Genomic DNA, 13459 nt, shown 5'->3' on the forward strand with positions numbered 1-13459 from the left:
CGCGCGTGTCGGTGGCCCCGGCTCCGGGGGGCCGCGCGGGGTCAGCCTCCCGGAAGTTCCAGATCGCTCTTGTTGAGCTCTTCGATGTTGACGTCCTTGAAGGTCAGCACGCGGACCTGCTTGACGAACCTGGCGGGCCGGTACATGTCCCAGACCCAGGCGTCCGCCATGGACACCTCGAAGAAAACCTCACCCTGGACGGAGTGCACCTGCATCTCGTAGTCGTTGGTGAGGTAGAAGCGCCGTTCGGTCTCGATCACATATTTGAACAGACCGACGACATCGCGGTACTCCCGGTAGAGCTTCAGCTCCATCTCGGTCTCGTACTTCTCGAGGTCCTCGGCGCTCATGGCATGTTTCCCCTTCAGCCGTGCGTGCCCCCATTGTGCGTCAGCCGTCGGCGCCCCTGGACTATTAGACGATTTCGGGGGCCAGAACCAGCGGATCGCGCGGGGGACCCTCGTCGAGGAGCGTGCGCAGCAGCTCGGCGAGTCTGGTCGGATACACCGTCTCACGCGTCGCGAGCAGTTCGGCGGAAGTCCACCACCTCAGACCGTCGACGCTGCGCAGTTCCAGGTCGGTGAGGCCCTGCGGGGCGGTGGCGGTCCGGGTCGTACGGGCCAGGTAGTACCACTCGTCCTGGTGCCAGCGGCGTCCGTCGAACGGGAAGGAGCAGATCCGGGTCCACAGCAGCGGGCCCAGCTCGACGCCCGTGATCCCGGTCTCCTCGGCGAGCTCCCGGCGGGCCGCCTGCTCCCGGGTCTCGTCGCCCTCCAGGCCTCCGCCCGGGGTGAACCACCAGGTGTCGGCCACGTCGTCCGGCTCGTGGCCGTGCAGCAGCAGGACTCGGTCGTCGGGGTCCAGGAGGACCACCCGGGCGACCTTGCGGGCCGCGGAGGTCACCGGGCCCCTCCCCCGGGCGCCCTCCGGCGGCCCAGGCGCGCCGCCACGGGCCCGTACACCGCCCCGGCGAGGATCAGGGCGGCCCCGGCCAGGATCGCGCCGAGCTGGAGCGGCAGGGGCCCGGCGGTGGACACCCCGCCGGGCAGCGCGGCGAACGAGGAGGGCCGGTCGATCATGCCGTCCATGGGCCAGGCCACCGCGTCCACACGGGCCCGCACGGCGCTCAGCGGTACGGATCCCTGGCCGGCGTCCTGGAGGTGTACCCGGGAGTCCAGTGAGGTGGCCCGTTCGTCGCCGAGGAGGAAGATCTTGCCCGGCGGCACGGTGGCGGAGAACTCCTGGGGCGAGGCGAGGGCCCTGCCGTCGGCGCCCGTCGTGCCGCGGTCGAGGTACGGCTCGTCGACGGGGGTGCCGTTGACCGTGAGGCGGCCGTCCTCGCCGCAGCAGGCCACCTCGTCCCCGCCGACCCCGACGACGCGCTTCACCATCGGTGTGGCGCCCCAGACCTCGTCGGTGAAGACCACCACGTCACCGCGCCGGACGTCGGACCCGTCGATCCGCTCGGCGAGCACCCGGTCGCCGGGGTTCACCGTCGGGGCCATGGAGTCCGTCGGGACCGTGTAGGGCTGGTAGACCACGGCCGCCCAGGCGAAACCGCCGAGGAAGAGCACACAGCCGACGGCCACGGCGAGGCCCGACACCATGGCGCCGAGCCGGCCGCGGCCGTCTTTCCCGTTCTGCGTACCGCTCATCCCAGCGCTCCCCCGTCGGAGATCGACAATCGCTGATCCGAGTCGGCACCCTACCCGGCGGTACGCCGCGCGGTCAGCCTCCGGCGGCGCCACAACACGAGGGGCACCGCTCCGGCTACGCCCAGTGCCGTCGGCGCCATCGCGGCGGCCGCGTTCAGAGCCGGCTGGTCGAAGGTGTCGGGGACCGGCAGGGTCGCCCAGCGGTTCAGCGGCCAGGCGATGCCGACGGCGCGGCCGACGACCTCGTCGTTGGAGACCGTGCCCTGGCCCGGGAGCTCCTGGTGGTAGCGCGAGTCCAGGGAGTTCTGCCGGTGGTCGCCCATGACGAAGATCCGTCCCTCGGGCACCTCGATCGGCCCGAAGGGCTTGTCGTTGCACGGGGTGTTCCCCGGGAAGATGAACGACTTGTCGTCCAGGCTCTTGCCGTTGACCGTGACCGGGCCGTTCTCCTTGCACTCCACGGTGTCGCCGCCGACCGCGATGACCCGCTTGATCAGGTCCTTCTCCTCGGAGGACGGCATCAGGCCGATGAAGCTCAGGAACTTCTGGACCGCGTTGGGCTCCGGAGTCACGGTGTCCTCCAGCCAGCCGCCCGGGTCGTGGAACACCACGACCTCGCCGCGCTCCGGCTCCGCGCCGAACCACGGGGTCAGCTTGTCGACCAGCACCCGGTCGCCCCGCTGCAGCGTGTTCTGCATGGAGTCCGAGGGGATCGAGAACGCCTGCACCAGGAACGTCTTGATCAGCAGCGCCAGGATCAGGGCGATACCGACGAGCAACGGCAGCTCCACCCAGAAGGAGCGCTGCTTCCTGCCCTTCGGGGGCGGACCGCCGCCCGCGGCGTCGCCCTCACCCTCCGGCGGGACCGCCGCCCCGCCCGCGGGAGACTCGTCGTGCTCCGGCCGGTCCTCGGGTTCGTCGTGTCCGGATCGTGCGCCGACCGCCAAATCCCCCACATCCACTCCTCAGTACGTACCACTGCCCGCGCCCCATCGGACGCAGGCCCACCACTCCCATAACGAGCGGGAGTTCCGCAGGGGTCGGGAGCCGGACCATTCCGTCGCGATCCGGAGGTGCCACACTATTCGACGGTGCCCCGGCCTCGGCCTTCGATGCGCGCGAGTCCGGGACCGCGCGGAAGGTGTCGCGCTCCTCCAGGGTGCTCCAGTGACCGAACGGCCAGGCGATCACGACGGCCCGCCCCACGACCTCGTCCTCGGCGACCGTGCCCCGGTCGGGTTCGTCGAGGTGGAAACGGGAGTCCGCGGAGTCGGACCGGTGGTCCCCCATGACGAAGATCCGCCCCTCGGGGACCTTCACCTCGAACGAGATGGCCGAGGGCCGGTCGCCGGGGTGGAGGTACGTCTCGGCGAGCGGTACGCCGTTGACGGTGACCCGGCCGTCCTCGCCGCAGCACTTCACGGTGTCGCCGCCGACCGCGATGACCCGCTTGATCAGGTCCTGCTCGTCGTCGGACGGCAGCAGCCCGATGAAGGTCAGCAGCTCGGTGGCCTGCTTGACACCGATCGGCGGGTCCTCCTTCTCGCCGGGGTTCTCGTGCTGGAGCCAGCCGCCGGGGTCCTTGAAGACCACGACGTCGCCGCGCTGCGGCCGGGAACCGAACCACGGGGTCAGTTTGTCGACCAGCACCCGGTCGCCGATCCGGATGGTCTGTTCCATCGATCCGGACGGGATGACGAACGCCTGGACCAGGAACGTCTTCAGGACGAGCGCGATCAGCAGCGCCGCGACGACGAGGACGGGTATCTCCTTCACCGCGGACCTGCGGCGCTTGCGCCGGACCTTCTTCGCGAGCCTGCGGCGCTCCGCCCGGGTGGGCAGCGGACGAGGCCCGGTCGGCCTGGTCCCGGTCGGCAGGGACGCGCGGGGGTCGGATGCGCCGCGCGGGCGTCCGCGGTTACCCATGAGCCGCGCCAGGCGTCCGTACGTCACCGAAGGCGCCGGTCCCGGTCAGCGAGCCGACCCGGGCGGGCGGCCAGCCCAGCCAGTCCACCCGGCCGGTGACCCGCTCGACGGGGACCATCCCGCCGCCGGGCGACCCGAGGTGGTCCCGGGAGTCGCTGGAGCGGCTGCGGTGGTCCCCCATCACCCACAGGGTGCCGGAGGAGACCACGATGTCGAAGGGCACCCGGGAGGCGGTGTCACCGGGGTACAGGTACGGCTCGTCCACCACCGTGCCGTTGACCGCGAGCCTCCCCCGCGTGTCGCAGCACACGACGCGGTCACCGCCCACACCCACCACCCGCTTGACGAAATCGGTGTCGGCCGGGTCCGCGAGCCCGAGGGAGGCCGCCGCCCCGTGCACCAGCCCGGTCAGGGGGTCCGCGTCGGGATCCTCCCGTACGAACGAGCCCGTGCCGTCGAAGACCACCACGTCACCGCGCTCGGGCTCGGCGCCGAAACGGTACGCCAGCTTGTTCACCAGGACCCGGTCCCCGACCCGCAGCGTGGGCTCCATGGAGCGGCTGGGAATCAGGAAGGGCTGGACCACGTAGGAGCTGAACAGCAGCAGGGCGACGGTGGCCAGGACGGCCCCGGTGAGCACCCGCCGCCAGGACAGCACGGAGGCGATGCGGGCCCGCGTACGCGAGAAGCGCGACCTCCCCCCGGCGCCCGCGTCGGGTTCCGGGGAGCGGTCGCGCTCCGATTGCTCTGCTTGCGTGTCCATCGCGGCCGAAGCTTATCCGGCCAGGCTGTGGACGGGTCACCCGCAGGGGGATGACCGGGCGACAGCTCAGTTGTCGCGCTTCTCCTTGATCTTCGCGGCCTTGCCGCGCAGCTCACGGAGGAAGTACAGCTTGGCGCGGCGGACGTCACCGCGGGTGACGAGCTCGATCTTCTCGAAGATCGGGCTGTGCACCGGGAAGGTGCGCTCGACGCCGACGGAGAAGGAGACCTTGCGGACCGTGAAGGTCTCGCTGACGCCCGCGCCCTGGCGGCGGATGACGACGCCCTTGAACTGCTGGATACGGGAGCGGGAGCCCTCGATCACGCGCACGTGGACGTTGACGGTGTCACCGGGACGGAACGCCGGGACGTCCGACCGCAGGGTCGCGGCGTTGACCTCGTCGAGCAGGGAAGCCATGATTTCTGCTTTCTTCGCCGATGCCACAGGTCATCGACGGGAATGTCGTGGAAGAGTTCGGAGCGCCGGTCGCGTCGGGCGGGCGTCTTTCCCCCTGTGGCAGGGGCGCACGCCGGGCGAACAGCAGCGGCCTATTCTTCCACGGCGGTGGGCCTGCGCCAAAATCGGCCGCCGGGCTCCGGTGCGAAGCCGAGGATGGAGAGGATCTCGCGGTCCTTCTTGTCGAAGGCGCTCGCCTCGCACCGCTCGATCAGATCGGGGCGGTTGAGGGCGGTGCGGGCGAAGGCCTGGTCCCGCCGCCAGCGCGCGATCTTGCCGTGGTGGCCGCTGAGCAGGACGTCCGGGATGGACCGGCCGCGCCACTCGGGCGGCTTGGTGTAGACGGGTCCCTCCAGGAGGTTGGCCATCGCGCCCGGGGCGAAGGAGTCGTCCCGGTGGGATTCGGCGTTGCCGAGGACACCGGGCAGCAGCCGGGCCACGGCTTCGGTGATCACCAGGACGGCCGCCTCCCCGCCGGCCAGCACGTAGTCCCCGATGGAGACCTCGACGACCCGCAGCCGGGTGGCGTACTCGTCGATCACCCGGCGGTCGATGCCCTCGTAGCGGGCCGGGGTGAAGAGCAGCCAGGGTTCGGCGGAGAGTTCGACGGCCAGTTCCTGGGTGAACGGCCGGCCGCTGGGCGTGGGCACGACGAGGACCGGGGAGTGGGCCCCGGCCTCGTAGCCGTCGGCCAGGGACGCGTCCAGGGCGTCGCCCCAGGGCTCGGTCTTCATGACCATGCCGGGTCCGCCGCCGTAGGGAGTGTCGTCGACGGTGTTGTGCCGGTCGTACGTCCACTGCCGCAGGTCGTGGACGTGGACGTCCAGCACGCCGCGGGCACGGGCCTTGCCGACGAGGGAGACGTTCAGCGGTTCCAGGTACTCCGGGAAGATCGTGACGACGTCGAGCCGCATCAGGCATCGCCCTTAAGCGTCTCGTGCGTGTCCCCGGAGGGTGCCTCGCCGGAGGTGGCGCCCCCGCACGGCTCACCGCTCTCCTCGTCGCGGGAGGAGGCGATCACGGCCTCGCTCTCGTCGATCAGACCGGGCGGCGGGGTGATGACCGCGCGCTGCTCCTCCAGGTCGATCTCGGTGACGATCTCCTCGACGAAGGGGATCATCACCTCGCTGCCGTCGGGGCGTTCCACGATGAACAGGTCCTGCGAGGGCAGGTGGGAGATCTCGGTGATCCGGCCGATCCCGGTACCGTCGGCGAGCACCACGTCGAGGTCGATCAGCTGGTGGTCGTAGAACTCGTCCTCCTCCTCGGGCAGTTCGTCCGGGTCCACCTCGGCGATCAGCAGGGTGTTACGGAGCGCCTCGGCGGCGGTGCGGTCGCGTACGCCCTCGAAGCGCAGCAGGAGCCGGCCGCTGTGGACCCGGCCCGCCTCGACCGTCAGCGGCCCCGTCGCCGCCGGTTCGGTGGCCAGGACGGCACCGGGGCCGAGCCGGAGCTCCGGCTCGTCCGTTCGTACCTCGACGGTGACCTCGCCCTTGATGCCGTGGGCGCGGCCGATCCGCGCGACTACCAACTGCACGCTGTTCTCCGATTGATGGGGTGCGGACGGGGAGGGGAAACGTCCGGATGGCCGACGACAAAGGCCGGGGACGGCCCGAAGGCCCTCCCCGGCCCTGGCCGGTGTTCAACTCGCTGATCAGCGAACCTGGTCCACATCGACGAGGTCGACACGGATACCGCGGCCGCCGATGGCACCCACGACCGTACGCAGGGCGCGAGCGGTGCGGCCGTTGCGGCCGATCACCTTGCCGAGGTCGTCGGGGTGGACCCGGACCTCCAGCACGCGCCCGCGACGCAGGGTGCGCTCGGCAACCTGCACGTCGTCGGGGTTGTCGACGATGCCCTTCACGAGGTGCTCGAGAGCCTCCTCGAGCATGCTCAGGCCTCGGTCGACTCGGTGGACTCGGCAGCGTCAGCCGCCTCGTCCGCCTTCTTGTCGGACTTCTTGGCCTTGGGGGTGATGGCCTCACCCTTGGCCTCGTCGCCGTCCGCGGACAGCGCCTCGAACAGCGCGCGCTTGTCAGCCTTGGGCTCCGGCTGCAGCAGCGGCGCGGGGGCCGGGAGACCCTTGTGGGCCTGCCAGTCACCGGTGAGCTTCAGGATCGCGAGAACCGGCTCGGTCGGCTGGGCGCCGACGGACAGCCAGTACTGCGCACGCTCCGAGTTGACCTCGATGCGCGAGGGGTTCTGCACCGGGTGGTACAGGCCGATCTCCTCGATGGCCCGGCCGTCACGGCGGGTACGGGAGTCGGCGACGACGATGCGGTAGTGAGGCGAACGGATCTTGCCCAGACGCTTCAGCTTGATCTTGACTGCCACGGAAGTGGTGTCTCCTGGTCTCTGACGTGGTTGGGCACAACGAAGATGCCACGTGGGGTTGCGGTACTCGTGTGCCCGATGGACGCGTCAGCCGGAGGAGAGAGGGGTCCTGTGCGGCTGTCGAGTACAGCTAGCCATTGTGCCACACCCCGTCGGCTCACCCCACCGCGACCGCCGCGTCCGGGATCCGGAACGGCTTGCCGCAGCCGCCGCAGACGATCGGCGCCTGCGCCAGGACCGACGGGACGACGCGGACGTTGCGTCCGCAGTCGCAGACGGCCTTGACCCGCACGCCGCCCCCGGAGGAACCGTGCCGGGCGGCAGGTCCGCGGAAGGAGCGCTTGGTGTCGGCGGCGGTGGCGACGGTGTGCGCCTTGAGGGCGCGCTGCAGCCGTTCGGTGGTCGGACGGTACCGGCGCTTGGCTTCCGGATTCAGCGTGACCAGGGAGAATCCGCTGCTGGGGTGGGGTTCCTCGGCATGATCGAGGCCCAGCTCCTCGGCGATCGCGAGGAAGCGTCGGTTGTGGTAGCGGCCGGCGCGGGACGTGTCTCGGACTCCTCTCGCGGCGGCGATGCCGTGGACTGCCTCGTGGAGCAGTCGCTCGAAGGAGAGCTCGGCGCCACAGGCGGACGAGGACTCTCCGATCAGGGACTCTGGCGCGGCAAGATCGGGCAGCTCGGGGTGGTACCGCTGAATGTCGGCCCACGCCTGTGCCAGCTCTGCGGCGAGTACAGGTGGTGTCGTGCTCACGTCGTGACAACGAGCCCGAGTGCTCCGGTGTTCCTATTCCGGGGCATCCCAAATAATTTGCACGTACCAGTCAGTTGTCCTTGATGCGTCCGGACGAGGGCGGGTACGCAGAACTGCGGAGAAGGGGCACAGCTCGCACCAAGGTGGTGCACAGCGTGCGGAGCGCCCGGCGGCTTCGGATGTGAGGAGTGCGCCCGGCTCGCGGCCCTGACGAATCCGCCCGGAAGACTACCCTCCCCTCCGCTCGACGTGCCCGGCGCGGGGTGTCGGGTCAAACTGGTCCCAGAGCAGACGTGGGACGGGGCGCACGGCCGGGGCACGCAAGCACTGCTCCACACCCCCTGGACGGAACGGCGGATGCGCAGTTCTCTGGCTACGGGGGTGCGGAACACTCGCACACGGGGGACGTCCACTCGGGCACGACCGACCTCTTGGCGGATTGGGGCACTTTCCATGACACCAACGCTCGTCCGGACTCAGCTGGGCGCGGACGCCTCCGCCCCGGCGGACGCCGGTACCCGCGCACGCGACTGGGCCGAGATCCAGGAACGCATGCTCGCGCCGCTGCACGAGGCGGTGTACGACCGGATGGAAGTCGGGGCCGCCACCCGGATGCTGTCCCTCGGCTGCGGTTCGGGCCTCGCGATGCTCGTCGCGGCGGCCCGGGGGGCGCACGTCACGGGTGTGGACTCCGACCGGGAGCGCCTGGCGCTGGCCCGCGCACGGCTGCTGCCCGACGCGGGCTGGGACGACGCGCCCGCGCACTCCCCGCATCCGGCCCGGCGTCGGGCCCGGCTGCTGGAGGAGGGGGGTCCCGCGCCCGTCGGTGCGGACGGCGCTCCGTACAACCTGATCACGGTCTTCGAGCCGATCGGCTGTGTGGCCGGGGACTCCGAGGGGCTGGTGCCGGCGCTCCGCGCGACGGTGCCGCTGGCCGTCCGGGGCGCGGCGGTGGTGCTGACCGGCTGGGGCCCGCCGGAGCGCTGCGCCACGGCCGCGGTGCTCCAGGTGGCCGCCCGGCTGGCGGACACCGCGCGTCCGCCGCGTGCGGAGCCCGGGAGATGGCGGCCCACCCTGCGGGACGATCTGGAGGACGTGGCGGCGCGGGCCGGGCTGAAGCCGGACGGTTCGGGGCGGGTGTCCTGCCCGTTCGGTTACGCGGACGTGGACAGTGCGGTGCGCGGACTGCTGTCCACGGGGCTCTTCGACGCCGCCGTGCGGGCCACGGACCGCTCCCAGGTGGAGAAGGAGATCGCGGAAGCCCTGCATCCGTACCGGCGGGAGGACGGCACGGTGTGGATGCCGAACGTCTTCCGCTATCTGGTCTGCGTGACCTGAGGGCACGCGTGCCGTACGGATGAGGGGCGCCCTCGCGCGAGGGCGCCCCTCATCCGCGTGCGCCGCATCGACGGCGCATGCGCGCTACATGAACTTCTTGAACTCGTCCGGGAGCTCGAAGTCCTTGCCGTCCTGGGCGGGAAGGCCGAAGGCGCCGCCCTGGGCCGCCTGCTCACGCCGGGCGGCCGCGGCCTGCTCCTCGGCCTTGCGCTTCATCGGGTTGCCGCTCTTGCGCTTGCCCTTGGCCTGCTTGGCCTGCTTCTTCTGCCGACCGGGGCCGCCGCCCATGCCGGGCATCCCCGGCATCCCGGGCATGCCGCCGCCCTGGGCCATCTTCGACATCATCTTGCGGGCCTCGAAGAAGCGCTCCACCAGGCTCTTGACCGCGGAGACCTCGACGCCCGAACCCTTGGCGATACGGGCCCGGCGCGAGCCGTTGATGATCGTCGGCTCGGCGCGCTCCTTGGGCGTCATCGACTTGATGATCGCGGCGGTGCGGTCGATGTCGCGCTCGTCGATGTTGTTGATCTGGTCCTTGATCTGCCCCATGCCGGGCAGCATCCCGAGGAGCTTGGAGATGGAGCCCATCTTGCGGACCTGCTCCATCTGGGCCAGGAAGTCGTCGAGGGTGAAGTCCTTCCCGCCCTTGCTCGACTGGAGCTTCGAGGCCATCTTGGCGGCCTCTTCCTGACTGAACGTCTTCTCCGCCTGCTCGATCAGGGTGAGGAGGTCACCCATGTCGAGGATGCGGGAGGCCATCCGGTCCGGGTGGAACGCGTCGAAGTCCTCCAGCTTCTCGCCGTTCGACGCGAACATGATCTGCTTGCCCGTGACATGGGCGATCGACAGGGCCGCACCACCGCGGGCGTCGCCGTCGAGCTTGGAGAGGACCACACCGTCGAAGCCGACGCCGTCGCGGAAGGCCTCGGCGGTGTTGACCGCGTCCTGACCGATCATCGCGTCGACGACGAAGAGGATCTCGTCGGGGCTGACGGCGTCGCGGATGTCCGCGGCCTGCTGCATCAGCTCCTGGTCGATACCGAGGCGGCCCGCGGTGTCGACGATGACGATGTCGTGGACCTTGGCCCGGGCGAACTCGATGGAGTCCTTGGCGACCTGGACCGGGTCGCCGACGCCGTTGCCCGGCTCGGGGGCGTACACCGCGACGCCGGCGCGCTCGGCGACGACGCTCAGCTGGTTGACGGCGTTGGGGCGCTGGAGGTCGCAGGCGACGAGCAGCGGGGAGTGGCCCTGGCCCTTGAGCCAGAGGCCGAGCTTTCCGGCCAGCGTCGTCTTACCGGCGCCCTGGAGACCGGCGAGCATGATCACGGTGGGCGCGGTCTTGGCGAACCGCAGCCGCCGGGTCTCGCCGCCGAGGATGGCGACGAGCTCCTCGTTGACGATCTTGACGACCTGCTGGGCCGGGTTCAGCGCCTGGGAGACCTCGGCGCCGCGCGCCCGCTCCTTGACGTTGGCGATGAAGGCCCGGACCACGGGCAGGGCGACGTCGGCTTCCAGCAGGGCGATACGGATCTCGCGTGCCGTGGCGTCGATGTCGGCCTCGGACAAGCGGCCCTTGCCCCTGAGGTTCTTGAAAGTCGCGCTAAGGCGGTCGGAGAGAGTATCGAACACGGCGCTCGTCGGTCCTCAGGGTCGGGGGCGGGGCAGGTCAGTCGCCCTCCAGGGTATCCGTCCCCCGGAGAACACCAAGCCCTCGCCCGGATCCGGTGCCGGGCGAGGGCCGCACAGCAGCGTCCTCCGCGTCAGCCGAGGGCCTTCTCGACCTCCTGGGCGACCTCGGAGGCCCGGCCCGGGGAGAGCGGTTCACCGTCGGTCCCGGTGACGTAGAAGGCGTCCACCGCGTTGGCGCCGAGGGTCGAGACGTGGGCGCTCCGCACGCGTACGGCGCTGCCTTCCAGGGCGGTGCCGATGCGGTGCAGCAGGCCCGGGGCGTCCTGGGCGCGGACCTCGATGACCGTGGCGCGCCGGGAGCCCGCGGCGGCGACGGTGACCCGGGGCGGCGGGGCCTTGACGCCCCGCCTGCGCGGATAGGCGGCTTCCCGTTCCGCGAGGCGGGCCCGGATGTCCAGGGAGCCGTCGAGGGCGCGTACGAGGTCGGCGCGGAGGCGCGATGCCTGCGGGAGGGACCCGTACTCGGCCGCGACCCGCCAGCTGAGCAGCAGCAGGTCCGCCCGCTCCCCCACCTCGTTGGGCAGCTCCACCGCGCGCAGATCGGCGGCGCGCACGGTGAGGCGGTGCAGGGCGAGGACACCGGCGGCGGCGGGCAGGACGCCGGGGCGGTCGGGCAGGGCGATGAGGAGTTCGACGCCGACGGGTTCCACCGCGCCGTCCCCGGCGGGCTCCCCGGGCTCGGTGTGCAGGGCGAGGACGGGTTCGCCGGTGCGCAGGGCCTCGACGGCGAGGCGTTCGTGCTCGGCGCTGGGGGCCTGTTCGTCGGGCTCGTCGGGGAACTCCCCGGCGAGCACGGCTCCGACCCGTTTGACCAGGTCGGCGACGAGGGAGGCGCGCCAGGCGGACCAGGCCGCGGGGCCGGTGGCGAGCGCGTCGGCCTCGGTGAGGGCGTGCAGCAGTTCCAGGGTGGAGGCGGTGGAGACGGCCCCGGCGACGGCCTGCACGGTGGCGGGGTCGTCGAGGTCGCGCCGGGTGGCGGTGTCGACGAGCAGCAGATGGTGGCGTACGAGGGTGGCGATGACGCCCACGTCGTGCTGGTCGAAGCCGATCCGGGTCGCCATGTCCCGGGCGATGACCTCGCCCGCGACCGAGTGGTCGCCGGGCCAGCCCTTGCCGATGTCGTGCAGGAGGGCGGCGACCAGGAGGAGGTCGGGGCGGTGGACGCGGCGGGTGAGGGAGGCGGCGCGGACGGCGGTCTCCACGAGGTGCCGGTCGACGGTCCAGGTGTGGACGGGGTTGCGCTGGGGGCGGCAGTGAACGCGTTCCCAGTCGGGCAGCAGGCGGGTGATGATCCCCTCCGCTTCGAGCGCCTCCCAGACGCCGACGGTCGCCTCCCCCGCGCCCAGCAGGGTGACCAGTTCCTCGCGGGCCTCGGGGGGCCACGGGACCGGCAGCGGCCGGGCGGTGGCCGCCAGGTGGCGTACGAGGTGGCGGGAGAGCGGGAGTCCTGCCTCGGCGGCGGCCGCGGCGGCCCGCAGGGTGAGGACCGGGTCGCGTTCGGGGCGGGCCGCGCGGGCCAGGACCACTTCGCCGTCCGCCTCCACCACGCCGTCGGCGAGCGGGGTGCGCTCGGGGGCGGGCCTGGCGCCGCCGAGCAGCGAGCGGAGCCGGGGGCGGGCGGAGCGGGCGCGCAGCACCCGGTTGACCTCACGCCAGGTGACGTCGGTGGCGTACGAGACCGTCCGCGCGGCCTCGTAGACCTGGCGCAGCAGGGTGTCGGCGTCGAGGAGACCGAGGGAGGCGGCGACCTGGTCCTGTTCCTGGAGGGCGAGCCGGTCGGTGGCGCGCCCGGTGGTGAGGTGGAGGGCGTCGCGGGCGTCGAGGAGGGTGCGGCGGGCCCGGTCGAGCCCTTCGCGCGGGGCGTCGGCGACCCAGGAGGCGGCGACCGCGCGCAGGGCGGTGGCGTCGCGGAGACCGCCGCGGGCCTCCTTGAGGTCGGGTTCCAGGAGGAACTGGAGCTCGCCCGTCCGTTCCGCGCGTTCCCGGCAGAGCTCGTGGAGGGCGGGGAGCCGCTTGGGGGCCTGGTTGCGCCAGTCGGCGAGGATCGCGGTGCGCAGGCCGGCGGCGAGGCCGAGGTCTCCGGCGACCGGCCGGGCGTCGAGCAGCCCGAGCTGGACCTTGAGGTCCTCGCCCGCCGTCTTCCGGGCTTCGCCGGGGGTGCGTACGGAGTGGTCGAGGGCCAGGCCCAGGTCCCAGACCGGGTACCAGAGGGCGTCGGCGAGGGCGGCGACGGCGGCCGGGGCGGCGCTGCCGTCGTGCAGGAGGAGCAGGTCGAGGTCGCTGCGCGGGGAGAGCTCGCCGCGGCCGTAGCCGCCGACGGCGACGAGGGCGGCGCCCCGCACCCCGGCCCGGGTCGCGGCGGCGGTGAACAGGCCGGTGAGCCATGCGTCGGTGAGGCGGGCGAGGGCCGCACGGCGCGGCGGCCCGGACCGCGCCTCCTGCTGGAGGAGGCGCAGCCGGGCCGCCGCGTAGCCGCTGGGTCCCGTGCCTTCGGTTTCGGTGGTCACTTCGGTACGCGTCACCCAGCTGCCTTCCGTTCGT

At 71.9% G+C, this 13459-nt stretch carries 15 protein-coding genes; 1 reads left to right on the forward strand and 14 read right to left on the reverse strand.

From position 1 onward, the window contains the following. Window positions 1-41: 41 nt before the first annotated feature. From KME66_RS07405 to KME66_RS07460, 12 genes are all read right to left on the reverse strand, one after another. Entirely contained in the window at window positions 42-350 is a 309-nt protein-coding gene (locus KME66_RS07405; RefSeq protein WP_003965949.1) for a DUF2469 domain-containing protein, read from the reverse strand. 64 nt (window positions 351-414) lie between these two features. After that, window positions 415-903, reverse strand: coding sequence for an NUDIX hydrolase (locus tag KME66_RS07410; protein ID WP_073213842.1), 489 nt, complete (start codon window positions 901-903; stop codon window positions 415-417). Continuing rightward, on the reverse strand, window positions 900-1655 hold the full coding sequence (gene lepB / locus KME66_RS07415; RefSeq protein ID WP_216320338.1) for a signal peptidase I: 756 nt from the start codon (window positions 1653-1655) through the stop codon (window positions 900-902). Before lepB (KME66_RS07415) ends, KME66_RS07410 begins: the two co-directional genes overlap by 4 nt. A gap of 50 nt (window positions 1656-1705) precedes the next feature. Beyond that, on the reverse strand, window positions 1706-2602 hold the full coding sequence (gene lepB, locus KME66_RS07420) for a signal peptidase I (protein WP_073213849.1): 897 nt from the start codon (window positions 2600-2602) through the stop codon (window positions 1706-1708). Continuing rightward, complete coding sequence (lepB, locus tag KME66_RS07425) at window positions 2505-3581, reverse strand: signal peptidase I (protein WP_073215492.1); 1077 nt, start codon at window positions 3579-3581, stop codon at window positions 2505-2507. The genes lepB (KME66_RS07420) and lepB (KME66_RS07425) overlap by 98 nt, the downstream gene beginning before the upstream one ends. Further along, window positions 3574-4344, reverse strand: coding sequence for a signal peptidase I (gene lepB / locus KME66_RS07430; RefSeq protein WP_216320352.1), 771 nt, complete (start codon window positions 4342-4344; stop codon window positions 3574-3576). The genes lepB (KME66_RS07425) and lepB (KME66_RS07430) overlap by 8 nt, the downstream gene beginning before the upstream one ends. Before the next feature lie 66 nt (window positions 4345-4410). Next, window positions 4411-4761 carry a 50S ribosomal protein L19 gene (gene rplS, locus KME66_RS07435; RefSeq protein ID WP_073213854.1) on the reverse strand — a complete coding sequence of 117 codons (351 nt, stop codon included), beginning with the start codon at window positions 4759-4761 and terminating at the stop codon, window positions 4411-4413. A 131-nt stretch (window positions 4762-4892) separates the two neighbouring features. Next, window positions 4893-5714, reverse strand: coding sequence for a tRNA (guanosine(37)-N1)-methyltransferase TrmD (gene trmD, locus KME66_RS07440; protein WP_073213857.1), 822 nt, complete (start codon window positions 5712-5714; stop codon window positions 4893-4895). After that, window positions 5714-6337, reverse strand: coding sequence for a ribosome maturation factor RimM (gene rimM, locus KME66_RS07445; protein WP_253208254.1), 624 nt, complete (start codon window positions 6335-6337; stop codon window positions 5714-5716). Before rimM ends, trmD begins: the two co-directional genes overlap by 1 nt. Window positions 6338-6454: 117 nt before the next feature. Next, the gene (locus KME66_RS07450; RefSeq protein ID WP_003965959.1) at window positions 6455-6694 is read right to left on the reverse strand and encodes an RNA-binding protein; all 240 of its coding nucleotides are present in this window, start codon (window positions 6692-6694) and stop codon (window positions 6455-6457) included. A gap of 2 nt (window positions 6695-6696) precedes the next feature. Then, window positions 6697-7137, reverse strand: coding sequence for a 30S ribosomal protein S16 (gene rpsP / locus KME66_RS07455; RefSeq protein ID WP_006127898.1), 441 nt, complete (start codon window positions 7135-7137; stop codon window positions 6697-6699). A 157-nt stretch (window positions 7138-7294) separates the two neighbouring features. After that, window positions 7295-7888 (reverse strand): hypothetical protein, encoded by a 594-nt coding sequence (locus KME66_RS07460; protein ID WP_047179038.1) that lies wholly within the window; start codon window positions 7886-7888, stop codon window positions 7295-7297. 453 nt (window positions 7889-8341) lie between these two features. On the opposite strand from KME66_RS07460, the gene KME66_RS07465 reads away from it, so the two are divergent. Beyond that, window positions 8342-9226: a methyltransferase domain-containing protein gene (locus KME66_RS07465; protein ID WP_216320355.1), complete on the forward strand. Its 885-nt coding sequence runs from the start codon at window positions 8342-8344 to the stop codon at window positions 9224-9226. An 84-nt stretch (window positions 9227-9310) separates the two neighbouring features. Here the strand turns inward: KME66_RS07465 and ffh are convergent, their stop codons facing one another. After that, on the reverse strand, window positions 9311-10858 hold the full coding sequence (ffh, locus tag KME66_RS07470; protein ID WP_216320358.1) for a signal recognition particle protein: 1548 nt from the start codon (window positions 10856-10858) through the stop codon (window positions 9311-9313). A gap of 131 nt (window positions 10859-10989) precedes the next feature. Beyond that, entirely contained in the window at window positions 10990-13440 is a 2451-nt protein-coding gene (locus KME66_RS07475) for a [protein-PII] uridylyltransferase (protein ID WP_216320360.1), read from the reverse strand. Window positions 13441-13459: the final 19 nt, after the last annotated feature.

The organism is Streptomyces sp. YPW6, from assembly GCF_018866325.1.
Taxonomy (GTDB): domain Bacteria; phylum Actinomycetota; class Actinomycetes; order Streptomycetales; family Streptomycetaceae; genus Streptomyces.